Annotated in this window: 18 protein-coding genes; 1 reads left to right on the forward strand and 17 read right to left on the reverse strand. The window is 54.4% G+C overall.

Annotated elements, in window-relative coordinates; all coding sequences use genetic code 11:
- Positions 1 to 9 precede the first annotated feature (9 nt).
- The 3 genes from H8S44_RS02200 to H8S44_RS02210 are packed head-to-tail and all read right to left on the reverse strand — an operon-like array spanning position 10 to position 4,900.
- Complete coding sequence (locus tag H8S44_RS02200; protein WP_186872706.1) at positions 10 to 1,125, reverse strand: aminopeptidase; 1,116 nt, start codon at positions 1,123 to 1,125, stop codon at positions 10 to 12.
- Positions 1,126 to 1,151: 26 nt separating this feature from the next.
- Positions 1,152 to 3,692 carry a hypothetical protein gene (locus H8S44_RS02205; protein WP_186872705.1) on the reverse strand — a complete coding sequence of 847 codons (2,541 nt, stop codon included), beginning with the start codon at positions 3,690 to 3,692 and terminating at the stop codon, positions 1,152 to 1,154.
- Positions 3,689 to 4,900 carry a class I SAM-dependent methyltransferase gene (locus tag H8S44_RS02210; RefSeq protein WP_186873000.1) on the reverse strand — a complete coding sequence of 404 codons (1,212 nt, stop codon included), beginning with the start codon at positions 4,898 to 4,900 and terminating at the stop codon, positions 3,689 to 3,691. Before H8S44_RS02210 ends, H8S44_RS02205 begins: the two co-directional genes overlap by 4 nt.
- A gap of 124 nt (positions 4,901 to 5,024) precedes the next feature.
- Here H8S44_RS02210 and H8S44_RS02215 point away from each other — a divergent pair, with 124 nt between their 5' ends.
- A complete protein-coding gene (locus H8S44_RS02215; RefSeq protein WP_186872704.1) occupies positions 5,025 to 5,429 on the forward strand; it encodes an amino acid-binding protein in 405 nt (134 codons plus the stop codon).
- A gap of 95 nt (positions 5,430 to 5,524) precedes the next feature.
- Here the strand turns inward: H8S44_RS02215 and H8S44_RS02220 are convergent, their stop codons facing one another.
- The 14 genes from H8S44_RS02220 to H8S44_RS02285 form a co-directional block, all read right to left on the reverse strand.
- A complete protein-coding gene (locus H8S44_RS02220; protein WP_186872703.1) occupies positions 5,525 to 5,935 on the reverse strand; it encodes a hypothetical protein in 411 nt (136 codons plus the stop codon).
- Positions 5,936 to 5,986: 51 nt separating this feature from the next.
- A complete protein-coding gene (locus H8S44_RS02225; RefSeq protein ID WP_186872702.1) occupies positions 5,987 to 6,334 on the reverse strand; it encodes an Hpt domain-containing protein in 348 nt (115 codons plus the stop codon).
- A gap of 76 nt (positions 6,335 to 6,410) precedes the next feature.
- Complete coding sequence (locus tag H8S44_RS02230) at positions 6,411 to 8,417, reverse strand: diguanylate cyclase (RefSeq protein WP_186872701.1); 2,007 nt, start codon at positions 8,415 to 8,417, stop codon at positions 6,411 to 6,413.
- 22 nt (positions 8,418 to 8,439) lie between these two features.
- Complete coding sequence (locus H8S44_RS02235; RefSeq protein ID WP_186872700.1) at positions 8,440 to 9,489, reverse strand: type IV pilus twitching motility protein PilT; 1,050 nt, start codon at positions 9,487 to 9,489, stop codon at positions 8,440 to 8,442.
- Positions 9,490 to 9,506: 17 nt separating this feature from the next.
- Entirely contained in the window at positions 9,507 to 11,183 is a 1,677-nt protein-coding gene (locus tag H8S44_RS02240; protein WP_330593510.1) for a GspE/PulE family protein, read from the reverse strand.
- Positions 11,180 to 11,896, reverse strand: coding sequence for a hypothetical protein (locus H8S44_RS02245; RefSeq protein ID WP_186872699.1), 717 nt, complete (start codon positions 11,894 to 11,896; stop codon positions 11,180 to 11,182). The genes H8S44_RS02240 and H8S44_RS02245 overlap by 4 nt, the downstream gene beginning before the upstream one ends.
- On the reverse strand, positions 11,893 to 13,308 hold the full coding sequence (locus tag H8S44_RS02250; protein ID WP_186872698.1) for a hypothetical protein: 1,416 nt from the start codon (positions 13,306 to 13,308) through the stop codon (positions 11,893 to 11,895). The genes H8S44_RS02245 and H8S44_RS02250 overlap by 4 nt, the downstream gene beginning before the upstream one ends.
- Before the next feature lie 42 nt (positions 13,309 to 13,350).
- Complete coding sequence (locus H8S44_RS02255; protein ID WP_186872697.1) at positions 13,351 to 14,544, reverse strand: type II secretion system F family protein; 1,194 nt, start codon at positions 14,542 to 14,544, stop codon at positions 13,351 to 13,353.
- 59 nt (positions 14,545 to 14,603) lie between these two features.
- Positions 14,604 to 15,386 carry a prepilin peptidase gene (locus H8S44_RS02260; protein WP_186872696.1) on the reverse strand — a complete coding sequence of 261 codons (783 nt, stop codon included), beginning with the start codon at positions 15,384 to 15,386 and terminating at the stop codon, positions 14,604 to 14,606.
- Positions 15,387 to 15,394: 8 nt separating this feature from the next.
- A complete protein-coding gene (locus H8S44_RS02265; RefSeq protein ID WP_186872695.1) occupies positions 15,395 to 15,823 on the reverse strand; it encodes a hypothetical protein in 429 nt (142 codons plus the stop codon).
- Positions 15,824 to 15,887: 64 nt separating this feature from the next.
- A complete protein-coding gene (locus H8S44_RS02270; protein ID WP_186872694.1) occupies positions 15,888 to 16,328 on the reverse strand; it encodes a type II secretion system protein in 441 nt (146 codons plus the stop codon).
- A gap of 96 nt (positions 16,329 to 16,424) precedes the next feature.
- A complete protein-coding gene (locus H8S44_RS02275) occupies positions 16,425 to 17,123 on the reverse strand; it encodes a PulJ/GspJ family protein (RefSeq protein WP_186872693.1) in 699 nt (232 codons plus the stop codon).
- Entirely contained in the window at positions 17,120 to 17,494 is a 375-nt protein-coding gene (locus H8S44_RS02280) for a PulJ/GspJ family protein (RefSeq protein ID WP_186872692.1), read from the reverse strand. Before H8S44_RS02280 ends, H8S44_RS02275 begins: the two co-directional genes overlap by 4 nt.
- A complete protein-coding gene (locus H8S44_RS02285) occupies positions 17,487 to 18,314 on the reverse strand; it encodes a hypothetical protein (protein WP_186872691.1) in 828 nt (275 codons plus the stop codon). The genes H8S44_RS02280 and H8S44_RS02285 overlap by 8 nt, the downstream gene beginning before the upstream one ends.
- Positions 18,315 to 18,334: the final 20 nt, after the last annotated feature.

Raw genomic sequence — 18,334 nt, forward strand, 5'->3', positions numbered from 1 at the left:
AGGCTGCAATCAGACCAGCTTCTCCGGATTCAGGCACTGCAGCTCCGGAATCACAAACCGTCCGTCCTTCCGGATCAACCGATCGTCGAACCAGATCTCGCCGCCTCCGAACTCTTCCCGCTGAATCAGCACCAAATCCCAGTGGATGGCGCTCACATTGCCATTGGGCGCTTCGTCGTAGCAGTTGCCCGGCGTAAAATGAATGGATCCCATAATCTTCTCGTCAAAGAGAATATCCTTCATGGGATACAGAATATAGGGATTCACACCGATGGCGAACTCGCCCACATAGCGGGCTCCCTCGTCCGTATCCAGGATCTGGTTCAGCCGCTCCGTGTTATTGGCCGTGGCCTTTACGATCTTTCCGTCCCGAAACTCCAGCCGGATCTGCTCAAAGGTGGTTCCCTGGCACAGAGACGGCGCATTATAGGTGATAACGCCGTTCACAGAATCCCGTACCGGCGCCGTGTAGACCTCCCCATCGGGGATATTCATCTTTCCGTCGCAGGCGATGGCCGGAATGTCTTTAATGGAGAAGGTCAGATCCGTATCACGGCCTGTGAGCCGTACCCGATCTGTCCGGTTCATCAAATCCACCAGGGATTTCATGGCCTCGCTCATCTTCGAGTAGTCCAAATTGCAGACCTGGAAATAAAAGTCCTCAAAGGCTTCCGTGCTGCTGCCGGAAAGCTGGGCCATGGACTCGTTGGGATACCGCAGTACCACCCAGCGGGTCCTGGGTACCCGGATCTCATGGTGGACCGGCGTCATATACAGTGTTTCATACAGGTGCATCTTCTCCGGCGGCACATCGGACAGCTCCGATACATTATCGCCGCCCCGGACGCCGATATAGCAATCCATCTGTTCCATCTCCCGGGCATCCTGCTCCGCCATCAACCGAAGCTGTTCCTCCGTACAGCCCAGAAGCATTTCCCGCTGCACCTTCGGATCGATATAGTGGGGAAAAGGCTGTCCGCCCGCCGCGTACACCTCTTTAATCAGCCGGCGCGCCAGATCCTGAGTGGATGGGCCCGTATAATTGATATAGACCTTATCCCCGGGCTTCACAGTGCAGGAATAGTTGACCAGATTCTTTGCCAGTGTCCGAATTCTTCTGTCCATCGCTTCTGCTCCTTTATTTTGATATTTTATTCTGTCATTTCCGGCAGGCACACTAGAAACAGATTTCCCAGTTCCACGTACTGCTGGGTGCTGTCGTTCATTCCCCGCTTGCTGCTCTCGCCTGTGAGGGGATCGGTCACGATAATATTCTGGGGATCATAGCCGGTAATCAACTCTGCGTTTCCGCCGCCCTGCATGGCCAGCACCGGATAGCCCTCGCTGAGATAATACAGGATCATGCTCACGGAACAGCCTGACAGATCCAGCACCCGGCCGCTTAACTGGCTGTCCAGGATCTCGTAAGGCGTGTCGCCCTGACTCAGCCCAGCCGCCACATCACTGTAAACCTGATAGTTACCCAGCAGGATCTCCAGGGCTGCCTGCAGACTGGATTCCCCGTCCTTTTGCTGGGGATTTGTCATGCTGCCCAGATCCACCCGGGTCCTCCGGCCGCCCCGCCGCCAGATGGCGTTCTGCCTAGCGTCCACCACCGTGCCCATGGACTCATAAGCCTGCTGTACCGCGTCACGTGCCTCCGTGCAGGCGCCGATGCAGATGCCGTCAAAACCGTACACATAGTACCGTTCGTCCTCGCCGCCCGGGATCTCCAGAGTCCGGTTTCCTTCGTAGACCACCTGCTTCGGCGTCAGATACTTCACCTTGCCGCTATCCCGGGCGTCGGTGAGGGAGAAATAATACTCCTGCTTCTTATCTCCCGCGTTTTTTGTATCCAATGCTATTTTAACCACATTTTCCGCCGCATTATTCGTAATCGGCTCCGGATCCGCCTCTGCATAGGTTCCGTCCGCCTGTCGGCTGACGCATTCCAGGGAAATCCGGTTCTCTTTAATGGAGATTCCTGTCACGTACTTGCCCTTGGATTCGTAATCGAACTCCCGGACCACCTTTCCCTGCTCATTTTCGATGACGATCTTTCCCATGGGAAATACATAATTGCCGGACAGATCCTTTGTCACATCCGCCTGTCTGGCCTCACCGTAGATAAAGTCTGTTCCCATGAAGCCAAGGGCCTGGATATAATAACCGTCCTCGGCCCGGATGGTATGGCTGCTGCCCGTATCCAGGTTCAGCACCGATACGGAGCCTGCTTCGTAGAGGGTATTGGCCTCATGCCAGGCTGCCAGATGTCCGTCCTCGGACACCATGCCGCTCTCCTTCGCCACATCTGTGGCCACGGTGGTCTCCTCCATGGTATTCAGATCAACACAGAGCACGGAACCGTCCAGATACAGATAGAACTGCTGATCCCGGTTCACATAGGCCATTTTGCCAAGCTGCGCCTCCAGAGCCGCAAAGGAACGGTCGCTGGACAGGAAGGCCCTCTCCTCCACCGTATTGGTCAGGGCGTCGTAAGTGCAGAGGCTCACGCCAGTCTGTCCCTCATGGGTACCACGGTTCATATAGCCGTACACCAGGAAGTTCATACTGCCGGACTCATCCACATCCAGGATCCGAATGGCATGCTGGTCGTAGCTGCCCCGCAGATCGTCTCCCTCCCGGAAACCAAATACCAGGGAGAGCTTATTCTGGGCCACATCGTAGCACCAGAGCTGACCGTTCTGCACAAAGGCCACGATATTCTCCTCGGGATTCTTTTTATATTCCACTTCTGTGTTCAGGATACCCAGATCCACTCCATTTTTCGCAAAGATGCTTAAGGCAGGATCAAAGATTCGATCCACGGTTCTGTCGTAATTCAGCAGATACATACGCTGCTGGGTATAACGCACCCGGTAGGACTCCCGGACCTCATAGGTCTCGGTCTCTCCCGCGTCGTTTTCATATGTCGTCTCATATTCCAGACGGATGGAGGCCACCGAGCTGTCCAGCTCCGTCAGATACATTCGTACCTTCGCGGGATCCGGCGCTTCCACCTGCATATCACCCCAAATCAGCTGCTTATACTTGGAATGGATATTCACATGGGCCAGACTGTTATTGTCGATGCTTCCGTCCGACTCCAGATACTGGGCAATGCTCACCGTGTTATTTTTGTCAAATAAGGCATTATGAATTTCCTCCACAAAAGCCAGACACTCGTCCAGATGGTGATCCTTCAGGTTCTTCACCCGGGTATAGTAATAGGCCTCCCGATCCTTCTCCAGAGCCAGACGGATGACCAGAAGATATTCCTCTCCCTCATCCATCAGATCCTTCAGCTGCAGATTCGCCTGCAGTACCCGGCTGCCCCGTTCCAGATCCGTGATCTCCCCGTCCTCGATGAGACGGGTCATATCCAGGCTTCGCAGCTCGTAGTACACCTTCTGTACCTTCGCGTCGGGATACTCGATCCGAAAGGCTGCGGTCCGATCCGCCGGAAGGGCCGTCAGACTGTCCCGGATGGTGCCCGCGTCCATGGTTCTTGTATAACCGTGCAGGAGATTAAAGTCCTTTCCGTCCTGCTCCATGTAGATCAGCGGAAGGGTGGCCTCCTCCATGACCGCCGTGGAATCCGTATTGCCCGCAGTCAGATAATAGCTCATTCCCAGAATGCCCAGGATAAAAGCCGCTATAATAGAAATGATTTTCAGCACCGGCTTTTTCATGACTTATCTCCTTTTTTCCTGCTTCGATAGCTGTCCGCCGGGGATCTCCCCGCCGACAGCAGCCGCTCCAGGGTCAAATCCGCGTGAAGGGCTTCGGCACAGCGTTCATAGGCCGCCGCTTTTTCTTTCTTTCCCTTCTCCGCTCCCCGGCGCTTCACCGCCCGGATCAGAATATTCTTCGGCGTATGCTCCATGTCGATAAATTCCAGAAGCTGGGTCTCATAGCCCTGCTGCTCCAGAAGCTCCGCCCGCAGGCCGTCTGTGGCCAGGGCCGCGATACGCTCCTTTAAAATACCGTACTTCAGAATGGGGGCCAATGCCTCATTTTCTATCTGCTTATTCAGCTCATGCTGACAGCAGGGTACGGACAGAATTACCTGCGCGCCCCAGCGGATGGCCTTGTACAGGGCATAGTCCGTGGCTGTGTCGCAGGCATGGAGGGTCACTACCATGTCCACCCGGGTACAGCCCTCGTATCCGGCGATATCTCCCTGAAGGAAATCCAGCTTCTCATAGCCGTACTTTTTACTGAGGGCTGCACACTTTCGGATCACGTCCTCCTTCAGATCGAGACCGATGATCCGCACGTCCAGACCCTGGCACTCCCGCAGATAATAATAAATGGCAAAGGTCAGATAGGACTTGCCGCAGCCGAAATCCAGGATGGCCACCTCCCGGTCCCGGGGCAGCGCCGGAAGGATATCCTCCACAAACTCCAGAAACCGGTTAATCTGGCGGAACTTATCGTAGCGGGCGTGAACCACCCGGCCCTCGGGGGTCATGACGCCCAGGTCCACCAGAAAAGGCACAGGCTTTCCTTCCTCCAAAAGGTAGGCCTTCTTTTTATTATGCTCCAGCGAAACCTTTTTATCAGCCTTTTTATCAGCCTTTTTCTTTTCTTTTACGGTTACCTTTCCCTTTTTGCTGACCAGGGCTGTCACTGTGCCTGCCCCTGCGGTCAGCTGCAGCTGGGTATAGACCTCTGTAAGCAGCTCCGGGATCCGGAGCTTGGTCTCCTCTGCCGTCAGATTCTCATGGAAGGCCTTTGGTCCCCGGAAGGTCTCCGCCTGAAAACGCAGCTGTCCCTTCAGGAGTACCGGACGGATCCGGGTCTTTCCTTCCTCCCGTCCCTTTCTGGATCCACTTAAGATGATCATTTCCAGTTCTTCATTCAAATATTTTTCCAGTATTGCTTTTAATTCTTCCATCATAATGGGTTCAGTATAGCACAAAGTCCTCTTAAATACCATTGTAAAATGCGGATTCCTGTGGTATGATAGGAGTAGTTTCGCACTGCAAAGAACTAAAGTAGAAACAGGAGGAGTAAGAAAAATGTTACAGCAGTTATCCATATATGCGGAGAACAAAAAAGGCACCATGCAGAATATTACCGAGGTTCTGGCAGCCGAGGGCATCAATATCTGGGGCTCCTGCACCAATGACGGTGCTGAGTACGGTATCAACCGTATGGTGGTATCCGAGCCGAAAAAGGCTCTGGAAGCTCTGGAGGGAGCCGGATATCTCTGCCGCCTCACCAGCGTCATCGGCGTGGAGGTGGAGGACGAGGTAGGAAATCTGAATCGTCTTCTGAAAGCTCTGGCCGAGAGCAATATCAATATCAACTATATCTACCTGTCCTTCAACCGTGCTTCTGGAAAGCCGGTCCTGGTGTTCCAGACCGAGGATGCCGCAGAGGTGGAAGCCTGCATCCGTAAGAAAGGCTTTACCGTAGTCTAGCCGCTGAATTCTGTCTGACCAAAAGCCAAAAGTGTATGGAAAAAGCCCCTTGACCTGTTATCACACAGGCCCAAGGGGCTTTTTTGCCGTCCGCTTCAGCCGCAGCGCCGATCCCGTCTGCGGCAGCGCCTCCGGTACATCTCATCCAGCAGCAAAATGGTCACGAAGTCCTCCAGCCAGTTCCGGCCGTTGACCTCCTGCATCATCAGATCGTCCCGGTATTCAGACTTATCCAGCTGGTCATAGATCTGCCTGCTGAGTCTCCGGATCTGAAGCTGGTCCGGATACTCGTCGAACATGAAGCTTCCGTCGTACTCCAGCATATCGCAGGCCCGGCCGGTCAGAGGCTGAATTTTTCGAGCCAGTGCCGGATACAGTTCCCGAAAGCGTCTCTCATCCCGCGCCTTTTCATCCTCCCATGGCAGCAGAGGGTAAAACGGGCACGCCGGATACGGGCCGCCAGGATCTGTTCCAAAGAGATAGGGGAATCTGTCATAGCTGTTCATGAAGGAATCCTTTTTTATATTACCTTATGCGAAAAGCGGCAGACTGACACCCTACTGAAGCTCCCGCAGCCCCTCCACGGTTCTCCGGTACTGCTCCTCCACCTTTGCAAACAGGGGACCGCTGCCCTCCAGGGTTCCCGCCCGCAGACTCTCGGTCAGGGCGGCGCTCACCTGGTAGAGCGCGTCAAAGCTCAGATTCTGGCATACGCCCTTCAGGGTATGGGCTCCTCGGAACGCAGTCTCCAGATCCTGCTCCTCCAGCCCTTTTTTCAGGGTCTCAAAGCTGGGATCGTCCAGAAACTTGACAGCAAACTTCTTTACAAAATTCTCACCCGGCAGCCGCTGCACTACTTCTTTGTAGTTACCGCCGATCTTTTCATAACACTCCTCTAAGGTCATTGCTTTCTCCTCCTTGTACCCCTTTTTCTGATTCTGTTCCGAACCTGTCTCTCCTATTCCGGCAGGCTCTGTTATCTCAGATATCTGCGTCGTCCAGCTCTGCCTGCGTCAGAGCGTGAATATCTGCCCGCTCCGGGTAGGCCTCCCGGCTCCGGAGCTGCATTTCCTTCCGGAGCTGATCCTTGATATCAGTCAGACATTCCAGCAGCAGCGGATTGAAGGCTCCGCATTCGCCGTTCAGAATCATTTCAATCGCCTTCTCATGGGAATAAGCAGGCTTGTATACACGTTTACTCACCAGGGCGTCGTACACATCTGCCAGCGCCACCACCTGGGCGGAAATGGGAATCTCGTCTCCCTTCAGTCCGTCCGGATAGCCCCGGCCATCGTAACGTTCATGATGCCAGCGGCAGATCTCGTGAGCCCGCTCTATCAAGGGCTCGTTCTGATACTGCTCCACAGTCTCCAGCATATTCGCACCGATGACCGTATGGGTCTTCATGATCTCAAATTCCTCCCGGGTCAGCTTCCCGGGCTTGTTCAGGATCTTCTCATCAATGGCGATCTTGCCGATATCGTGAAGCGTTGATGCCGTGGCGATGAGCTCCTGTTCCTGTCTGGAGATACCATAACGGTCCGTCTTTTCCTGGAGACGTTCCAGAATCAGGGAGGTCAGCAGATTGATATGGATCACATGAAGGCCGCTCTCTCCGTTTCGGAACTCTACGATCTGGCTCAGAATCGATACCATGATCCGGTTATTTTTCTCTTTTTCATACAGTTGCTTTTCCAGAAGACGAAGGAGCCGTCTCTGCTTTGCGTACAGCTTCAGGGTATTGGACACACGTCGGTGTACTACCTTTGCGTCAAAGGGCCGGCTCACGTAATCGGAAGCACCCATGTCATAAGCCCTGCGGATATGGGCCTCCGAGGTCTCGCTGGAGATCATGATAACCGGAATATCGTCTATCCAGCGGTTGGCGTTCATATAGCTCAGGACGCCGAAGCCGTCCACCTCCGGCATAACGATATCCAGCAGTACCAGGGAAATCCCCGTTCCGTACTGTTCCAGCATGTTGATACACTCCCGGCCGTTCCGGGCCTCCAGGATCCGCAGATCATTGTGAAACATTTCCGAAAGCAGCTCCCGGTTCATCTCAGAATCGTCTGCGATGAGGATCTGCTCTTTGATATTCCCTGCCTCCAGGCTTTCGTCCTGCTCTGTCCTTTCCAGTTCCTTATCGCCCTCAATGATCACCGTATTCTTCCGTTTCTTGGCATAATACATCATTTTATCTGCCCGCCGGACTGCGTCCTCTATCCTGTCCTTCTCTGTCAGAACGCCGCCGATGCTGACTGAAAGGGGAATCCTTACTTCATCGGAGAACATCGTTTCCCGCATCTTCTCACAGATCTGATGCAGCTTCTTGGACAGCACCCATCTGCTTACCTTCTGCAGAATCAACAGGAATTCATCGCCGCCGTAGCGGATCAGCAGGTCTGTCTTCCGGATATTCCTCCGGATCACATTGGCCGTTGCCACCAGAGCCTTATCGCCCACATGATGTCCGTAGGTATCGTTGTAGATCTTGAAGTCGTCCACATCGATGACTGCCACGCCTGCGGACTCCACCCTGTTCTTGACCTCATCTTCATAGAAACGCCGGTTATATGTTCCCGTCAGGGCGTCCCGGTACAGTTTCTCGCTATACAGCTCCATCCGTTCCATCAGTTTCTCATAACCGTAGGTATCCAGAAAGGTATTCTCATCCAGCTTCTTCAGCATCTCCAGTACATAAGGCCGACCGTCCACCTCCACATAGTCCGCCAGCACCTGATAAACCCCCGAATCCATAAATTCCAGCTTAGAGCCTTTCCCCTTTTCCTGCAGGGCTTTATAGGCAATGCAGTTTTCACAGGGCTGCTTTTTCTCCCAGAAGCTGTAGCATTCGCAGGGCTCCTGCGGTCTGTCGGCCCGCGGCTCCCCTGCCAGCAGACAAACTATCCGGTCATCCACCAGACGCACCACGTCAAAGATGTCCTTCAGATGCTCCATTTTGTCTTTTATCTCTTCCATTGTCATAGTCTCAGCCCTTCCCTGTCTGTCAGATATACTGACCCAGCTCTGTTCTGTTGTCGGTATAGGCCGCCGCATCGGAAGGAGTGATGTAGCCCTGTTTTACCAGACGTCCCAGATCCATATTCAATGTGTGCATACCTTCCGCGGAACCCGCCTGCATCATGGCTGAAATCTGATGGGTCTTGCCTTCCCGGATCAGATTCAGAATACCCACGGTTCCCGTCAGCAGCTCTGTGGCCGCCACCCGGGACATTCCGCCTCCGCAGGGGATCAGGCATTGGCTGACGATTCCCTTCAGGGTGCCTGCCAGCTGTACCCGGACCTGATTCTGTCCCCCTGTGGGGCAGGCATCGATGATCCGCTCCACCGTCTGGGCCGCCCCTGTGGTGTGCAGGGTAGACAGCACCAGATGACCGGTTTCTGCCGCCAGAAGAGCCGCAGAAATGGTCTCGTAATCCCGCATCTCCCCCACCAGAATCACGTCCGGATCCTCACGAAGAGCGCTCCGGAGAGCCGAGGCAAAGTCCTTCACATCCAATCCGGTCTCTCTCTGGTGAATCAGTGATTTTTTACATTCATAGACATATTCGATGGGATCCTCGATGGTAATGATATGTCGGTCATAATTCCGGTTCATATACTCAATCATGGCCGCCAGGGTGGTGGACTTACCGCTTCCGGTGGGTCCCGTTACCAGCACCAGTCCCCGGGGCTCCTTCGCCATCTCATAGAGAATCGTTGGCATCTTCAGTTCTTCCAGGGTGGGAATGGAAGCGTTCAGAAGACGGATGGTGGCTGCCAGCTTCTTCTGCTGCCGGAATACATTGACTCTCTGCCGGTATCCCTCCGGGGTAGTCAGGGAAAAGTCCGCGTCCTCTCCCCGTTCGAAGGCCGCCCGATGCTTTTCATCCAAAAGGGCCTCCAGCATGCCCCGGATCCCGCTTTCCTGAAGCTGCACTTCCGCAGGCAGAAGCCGTCCGTTGATCCGGTACCACACCGGCAAGCCCTCGGAAATATGAATATCCGAGGCTTTCTTTGCCCGGGCGTCCGCTATCATTTCATAGATTCTTTCCATGCAGTTGTTCTCCGTAGTTATTCTCCGTAGCTGATCTTCATCAGCTCCTCCGGGGTGGTCACACCCTCCTTCACCAGAATCAGGCCGCTTTCCTTCAGGGTCCGCATGTGCTGATGGCCGATGGCGTACGCGGTGATCTCCTCCACCGAGGCATGATCCACAATCATGCGGCGGATTTCATTGTTAATGGCCAGAATCTCATGTACCGCGATTCGGCCGCTGTAGCCGGTATTATTACAGTGGGCGCAGCCCATGCCCCGACGGACCTTCTTTACCTCCTGTCCCAGGAACAGACGCTCCTGCCCGGTGGTCTCCATTTCCCTGCCGCAGTTGGGGCAGACCTTCCGGAGCAGTCGCTGGGCCACCAGTCCCACCAGGGAATTGGCCACCAGATAGGTCTCCACACCCATATCCTCCAGACGGACGATACTGGATACCGCGTCGTTGGTATGCAGGGTGGACAGTACCACATGACCGGTGATGGCCGCGCGGACAGAGGTGCCGGCAGTCTCACCGTCACGGGTCTCTCCTACCATGATGATATCCGGGTCCTGGCGCATCAGCGCCCGCAGACCCACGTCGAAGGTCAGCCCCGCCGCCGGATTTACCTGAGTCTGGTTGATGCCTGTGATATTCTTCTCCACCGGATCCTCGATGGTGGAAATATTCACATTCCGGCTCATCAGATGCTCCAGAACCATATACAGGGTGGTGGACTTACCGCTTCCGGTGGGTCCTGTGATATAGATAATGCCGTTGGGGTAGTTCAGCATGGGCAAAAACTGCTGATAGCTGTAATCGTCCATACCGAAGTGATCCGCATGCTCCATCTGGCCGCCGGAGGCCAGAATACGCAGTACTGCCTTCTCCCCGAAGACTGTCGGCAGTACGGATACACGGATATTGATATTTCCTTCGTCCAGCTTTACCCGGAAATGGCCGTCCTGTGGAATCCGCTTCTCGGCGATATCCAGGTTCGCCAGAATCTTAATCCGGGCAATGAGGGGCGCGTGGATATTTCTCTGAATGGTAACATATTCCATGATTACGCCGTCGATCCGCATCCGCACCCGGGTCTCGTTCTCAAAGGGCTCGATGTGGATATCACTGGCGTTAGTCTTGATGGCACGTTCCAGAAGACTGTTCAGCAGACGGATGATCGGTGCTTCGTCATCGCTGCTTCCCAGATCCTCGATGGCCAGTTCAGCCCCAGTGGTGGTGAAACCCACATTAGCCTGACTGGCCGCTTTTCGGGCATTGACTTCCGCAAAGTAATAGGAAATGGCCTTTTTCAGCGGTTCTTCCTCACAGAGACAGATCTCCAGCTGACAGCCGCTCTGCTGGCGTATCTCCTCCAAAGCGAAATAATTCAGGGGATCGTTCACGGCCAGCACCATATGATGCTCACGGACGCTGATGGGAAGCATCAGATTCTTCTCCGCCAGTTCCCGGCTTATGAGGGCTACAGCTTTCAGATCCACGCTCAGCTGGGCCACATCCACGATTTTCAACTGTAGTTTGCTGGCCAGGGCGTCCAGTACCTGCTGCTCTGTGACAAAGCCAAGCTCCCTTAAGATCTGACCCACACGCATATCCCGGTGTTCCTTCTGATACGCCAGGGCCTGGGCCATCTGCTCACCTGTCACATATCCCTTCTCTGTCAGTACTTCTCCGATTCTCAGATTCGTATTCACTGATTTGTCTCCTCTCCGGACGCTCCTCTGTCTCCGCAGCTGTATACATACAGGGTACAAACGGCGTCTGTGCTGCCCACAATCTGAAGGGCATCGCTCACATAGGTTCCGCTGTTCATGCTGAAGGAACGCACCTGCAGGCCCGGACAGTTCAGGGCGATATCATTCAGGAACGCCCGGATATTCTCTCCGGTTCCCCGGATACTTACGGTCACAGGCGTGATATTCGTATATTCGGCCTGCAACAGGGTTCCCATATTCGCTGTGCTTTCCGCCCCTGTATCCGCCGTGGTATCCGTATCGGATGCCTCCGCAGCGTTTGCAGCCCGCCGGGACAGGAAGTATGCCGCCGGAACTTCCGCATAGGTATCTCCGATGCTTAAGGATACCGGAAACAGGTTATGGTCCAGAATCAGGCCGGTGACCAGCTCGTCCACCTGTTGATTGCCCATACGGCCATAGTAGGGATTCGATACCTGCTTTAACTGCTCCTGCTGCTGTTCGATCTGCTTTTCCACCATGGGCGCATTGGCAATAGTGTCTTCCATCTCCTGCTTCCGCTCTTCTGTCTGCTCCCGTTCCAGCGCCAGATCCTGATGCTTCCGGATACCCGGCAGGATCAGAAACTGTCCGATGAGGACAAAGATCAGAAGACTGCCCAGAAGCTTCAGCAGCACCACGTCTCCCGGTTTTAATTCCATATCCAGCTTCATTCTTTCACCTCCACTGCCTGAAGTACACAGGACAGCGCCAGCGTGTACTCGCCGTCCCCGTAGGCATAGCCCGTATAGTTCACGGACTCAAAGAGTCCTGTCGATTCCAGCTTGCTGATATATCCCGGGATGTCGATAACTTCCCGGCTCACCGCATTAAAGCTCAGGGTTCCGGTAGACATATCCACGCCCTGTACCTCCACGTTCATGTCCCGTCCGCTCACATCCTCGATACGGGAAATCATGGCGTTGGTCAGATCCGGGTAGGTGGCCAGATTCTCCGTCATCTGGTTTACCTGATTGATGGAGGCCGCCAGTTCATTGCTGTACTGCTTCCGCTGCTGAGCCTGCAGATAAGAGTTCCTTACAGTTTCTTCCGACATCCATTCGTTCAGTTTCCGAATCTCCCGGGACACCCCGTGATTCCAGAGACTCACGCCGCCAAACACAGCCATGCAGGCCACAAAGGTCACCGCCGGGACGATGCAGTGCTTCCAGAAACTTCCGGCGACCTTCGTTTCTTCCTGATTCTCCGCCAGCCATGCCCGGTAAAGGTTCATATCCTTCTTCTCGGAAAGCATGGCCCCGATACAGGTGAGCCAGTCGCCAGGCTGCCCATCGGCATCGAAAGGCACCCGTACCTCCAGCGGATGCACGGTCAGATTCATCTGCCGGATGCCCTCCACGCCCGCCTCAAAGTCATCCGCGGCACAGCCCCCGTAATATACGTCCGTAATGGGATCTGCAGCCTTGGTGGTGGCGTAAAACTGCAGCATACCGGAGATATTCCGCACGATCTCCGTACCGAAGTCCAGGGTTCCCCGCTCGCTGAAAATCCTGCTCCGGGTGGAATAATGATAAACGCCGTCCTTATATAGAAGGCTGGTAACGCTGTTTTCCTCAAAAAGCAGATAGATTGCAGTTTTATTCTTCGGCGCCTTCAGATAAGACAATAGCTGCAGATACCCTTCCAGGGGTACGGTCAGGGAATCCACCGGAAGACCCAGTTCCTGAATCATCTCCTCCAGCCCGTTTAAGAACTCCTGGGAAGCTCCGCCGCAGCACAGGCTCCAGCCCTGCTTCTTACCTCCGCCGATGAGGCCGTAGTCCGCCACGCCCTCGCTTACGCTCTCCCGCATGACGTTCTCCGCCATCCGGTACAGCTGCTTTCCTGTGGCGTAGGGAATCTGGGTGGCCCGGGCGGTGGAATAGGATACCGGAAGCACCAGCTTCACATGTTCCGGACTCGCCGCTTCCAGATACCGGGACAGGGCTTTTTTCCACTGCTCCATGGTATTTCCATATCCTTCCAGCGGAATCCGGCGTACCCCCGTGATCCGGGGACTGCGTCCGGCCTTTCCTTCCGCGGCCAGGATACATTCTTCTCTCAGTACAATGACTGTATCACTCATGGTCTGTCTCCTCCGTATTTCTCCTCTTCCCGGGCCTCTGCCTTACGCGTTCTCAATGGCCGCGTAGGACTGGTAAATGGGCAGCATGACTGCGATCATAATAAATCCTACCACCACTGCCATGCAGATAATCAAAATGGGCTCCAGCAGCGTCACCATCCGCTTGGTGGCCTGCTCCGCGTCCTCTTCCAGAGTCGCCGCAATGGAGTCCAGCATCACATCCAGCTGTCCGCTTTCCTCTCCCACCAGAATCGTACTGGAAAGCTTCAACAGAAAGCCATCCACCTCATGGAGGGCCCGGGACAGGGCGATACCGCTCCGTACCTGAGTCACCACCATGTCAAACTGCTCTTCCACATAGGTATTTCCCACAGTCTTCCCGGCGATGCCGATGGCCTGGGCAATGGGCATACCGCTGGAATAGAGACTGCTTAAGGTCCTGGCAAACCGGGCCGTGTAAATGACTTTAAAAAGCCTGCCAAAGCCCGGCATGTGTACCTTCCGGTAATCGATCTGCCTCCGCACCCCGGGAATCCCCACAATCAGCCGGATCACCGCAATCATCGCCAACAGCCCCAGAATCGCCAAATACCAACGCTTCACCAGAAAGTCTGAGATCCCCATCAGAATTAATGTCACTCTCGGCAGACTGTCCATCTGGTCAAAAAGAGTCTGGAACTGGGGCAGAATAAAGGTCACAATCAGAATCACGACAACCACGCTCAGAATCAGCAGAATGGCCGGATAGGTCATGGCCGATCTTACCTGCTGGCTCAACTTATACTCCTTTTCGTACTGAATGGAAAGCCGCTCCGCCACCTGATCCAGGTTACCGCTTCCCTCGCCGGAACGAATCATGCCAAGCATCAGTTCCGGAAAACACCCCCGTGCTTCCATGGCCTCGGACAGGCTGATTCCCTTTCTCAGATCCAGAAGCACTGCCTGATAAATCTCCCGCTCGGACCCGGGAATCCCCTCCTGGCCGGAAATAATATCCAAAGCCCGCACCAGACTGACACCGGAGGCCAGCAGGGTGGACAGCTCCCGGCAGAAATCAGCCAGCTGCTTGGGCTTCAGCCTCTTATGCCCTTTGGCTTCCGTCAGATTCTTCGCATTGATGAGGAAGAGGCCCTGTTCGGTCAGTTCTTCCTGAAGCGCCTTCTCCGTGGCTGCTTCCAGGGTTCCTCTGTGTACTTTACCGGCCATATCTTTGGCGCTATATCGAAACTGTGCCATCTGTCTCTGTCCTCTCTCTCTTATGCGTGATCTGTTTCGCCTTTTCATTCAACAGGATCCTATAACAGGCTCAGATACCAGCCTGCGATCTGATCGCCCCACAGGGCCGCCACTGCCAGCCCAAAGGCCAGAAAGGGGCCGAAGGCGAACTGATCCGTTTTTTCCATCTTTTTTGCAAGCAGCATGCCCGCTGCAAAACCTCCGCCCGCCACCAGACTCAGGAACATGGCCACCACGGTGGGCGCCGTTCCCAGAAACAGTCCGGTCACAACCATCAGCTTGATATCTCCGCCTCCAAAGGCTCCGGGCACCAGAAGAGTCAGTGCCAGCATGGGAACAGACACGATTACCGCCCCCAGCAGCCGGTCCGGAAGCCCATGCTCCGGTACAAGCATGCACTGTACCACCGCCAGAAGCAGAATCAGTATATGAAATCGATTATAAATCATCTGGGTCTCCCAGTCGATGAGGGCGACTGCCAGTAATATTCCAAGATAACAAAAAACCACCGCGCCTTCCAGAGAAATCAGCCCGGTAACTCCAAAACCATAGTGAACCGCGCACAGCACAAAGGCTGCTCCGCCCACTGTCTCACATAAAAACTCCCGCACCGGAATCCCGGCGCCACAGGCCCTGCATCGTCCTCTCAGACACAGATAGCTCACACAGGGAATCAGCTCCGCCGGCGTCAGCACATGTCCGCAGGCGGTACAGTGGCTCCGCCCCTTTACGATGCTCTCCTTCCGGGGCATGCGGTCTGCGACCACACATAAAAAACTGAAGATACAGGCTCCGAACAGAAACCTGATCAGCCATAAGATTCCTTCTAATATACCTAACATGACTCTGTCTACTCTCCGGTATCTATCATATCACTGTTATGATACACCCTATAGGTCTTCTCTGCATCCGCGTCGTACCAGACCGTATACTCGTTTTCCCGATACAGGAACTCCCGCACCCGGTATCCGTCCGGATCCATCTGCAGGATCCAGAAATCTCCCGGCGCTTTACTGAGGAGAAGAATCTCCTCATAGATGCCTTCGGCGACGCCTCCCTGACCGGAGACGTCGCTGAACGCACTGCCTCTGCCGTATTGTTCCGCACCCGCTGCCTGCATTGCCATACGCACCGACTTGGCATGCCCCAGAGCGACCTTTGAATCTGCCCGGTACAACAGCTGCAGTACTCCGGGCGTAACCAGAACAACGGCCAGCAGAAGGATACACAGGATCGTCAGCCCACTGCGAATCCGGCGATATAAAATTGTTTTCCGCATTTGCGTTTCTTCTCGCTGTGACTGCTGCATGTGGGCGGGATCCTTTCTGTGATACTATAACTAATTACTCAGCCACATCATATGCTCCGTCAGAGCCAGCGGTAGCACCTTTTGTATATGTACAGGTTTTTCCTTTGCTGGTGTATACAATTTTCTTTACTACACCCTTCTCTACTTCGCTGTCGCCAATCGTTCCGCCTACTTCCGCAAGCGTTGCAATCTCATTTTTCGTAATCGTAATCGTAGCGGTAGCAGGTTTCGTGCCGTCTTCGATTTTAATGGTATCAGCGCCGGCATCTACTGTGCCGTACTTTTCATCTACCAGCGTCTGTGCCGCCATAACAACCTGACGTGTCTCAGCCACGATGGATTTTCTCTTCGCCTTATCGATATATCCGGTCAGTGCCGGTACCAGCAGAGCTGCCAGGATAGCCAGGATCACCAGTACAACGATGAGCTCTACCAGAGTAAAGCCTTTTTTGTTCTCTTTAAGTTTCTTCAGCATTTCTTTTACTCCTTTTCCTTTTTTATATCAACGCCCGGTGCAGCGTTCATATCTTCTTGATTTTGCATTTTTAACCTGTTTTTTTGACTTTTTTTGTCATTCCGCGGTGTTGGCCTTAGTATACTTTACTTCATAGCGGAAATCAAGCACCTCCGCGTCGGAAGCCGCCAGTTTCCGATGTTCTTCGTCCTCGTAAAGATTCACGGTGACCACCATGGTGTCCACCGGATCGCCTTCCTGGATACCGTCGGGAATCCGGTAGACGATCTCCAGATAATTTTCCATATAAAAGCCCTTGGAATAGGCCGGTTCCATGGCCCTGGCCACAGGCGTCCCGTCTTTGGCGCAGACATAAGTCCCGTCATTGTTCCGGGTGTAGTAACGGGTCAGCAGTTCTCCTGCCTCCACCGCTTTCGCTGTTCCCAGTTCCTCGTCTCCCCGGTACAGCTCTGTGGCCTCACAGCCGTCTGTGGTCAGCAGCCTCACATACCCCTTGCTGTCCAGAAATTCCAGGGCTGTGCCCGAGGTGGTTCCGGTCTGTCCGGCGATATGGGTTCCGTTTTCATAAATCTTCACATACCCGGTGGCCTCTCCTGCCACGTTCCGCAGCTCTGTCATGGCTGTATCCAGAATGGACTGGGCGTACTGGGTCTTCTGCAGCCGCAGGAAGATCCGGGAGGCGGAGCTTAAGCCCCGGGCCGCCATCAGAAGTATGATGCTGATGAGCGTCAGACATGCCAGCATTTCCACCAGGGTAGTTCCCTGCTTCTGCCGCAGTATTTTTTTTATTCTCAAGGCGTATCACCTCCCGGCTTCCGGTACAGATAGAAGGTGACATTCTGACGCACTCCGTTTTGATCGGTGTATCCTGCCTGCTTTTCCGCCAGCTCCGCGTCCACCGCGAAGGTCCGGTCTCCCAGAACGCTCAGGGAGGCGTTCGACGCCCGGAACTGAAAAGTCAGCTCGGACTTCTTTTCCGTATCCGCCCCTGCCAGGCTTTCCAGAATCTCCGCATTACGGGCCCGAATTTCTTTATTTCTGGCCAGAGCCGCGCTGCTGTAGGAGACAGCTCCCTGCAGGATCCCCATCATCATCAGAAAAATAAAGATGCTGGCCATGACCTCCACCAGGGTCTCCCCGGCGTTTCGTCTGTTCTTCTCAGCCATCTGCAGTCCCTCCCTCCGTGTAGGTATTCTTCACAAACCGGCTGGACCGGGTTCGAGACTTGTCAAAAGTATAGCGGATAGGTTCTCCGGTCACCGTTGGATCATAGAGCTCTCCTCCTGTACTTCCCTTTTTCCAGACATTCTCGTTCTTATCCCAGACGATCAGGGCGTCCCCCTGCCGGAACTCCACCTCGTACTGCTCCTCCCGGGTGTACTCGGTCGTATAGGTATAAGCCATATCTCCATAATAAGCAGTCACATCCACCAGCACCATATACTCCCGGACATACATATTCTGGATGCCCTCGATGATGGAGGTGTAGTTGGCGGAACCGCCTGTAACCTCGATGAGATTCCCATTCTCTCCGGCATGATCGGCGCTGTTTTCTCCCTTCCGGAGGCGGATACTGATATTCCCATACCCCTCGGGCAGGCTCGTATTCTCCGACGGTTTTGCCGTGTTCGTTCCCTCGGGCACATAATCGTAGCTGGTGCTCTCGGGGAGCTGGGAATCATAAGCTTTATACAGGTCACTGTCCAGGAACCGGTTCACAAAAGCATAAAAGGTTCCCTCTGCGTTCCTGTCATTTTTATCTGTGTATTTCTCCAGCTCCGTATCCAACAGCTCCCCGTAGCTGGAAGCCAGCAGATAGCTGCGCTCCTGCTCCAGTCTCCGGGTGCTCTGGGATGTGAGGAGCCCTGCTGTATACAGGATCGCCGCGGAAAACGCAATGAAGAACGCGGACACGCACAGCACCACTGCCAGCGATACGCCCTTGTTCTGATTTTCTTTCAGGCTGATCCATCTGTCCTTCCGCATGGGCTTCCTCCTTTCCGTTC

It is taken from the genome of Anaerosacchariphilus hominis (genome assembly GCF_014290175.1).
In the GTDB taxonomy this organism is placed as follows: domain Bacteria; phylum Bacillota; class Clostridia; order Lachnospirales; family Lachnospiraceae; genus Laedolimicola; species Laedolimicola hominis.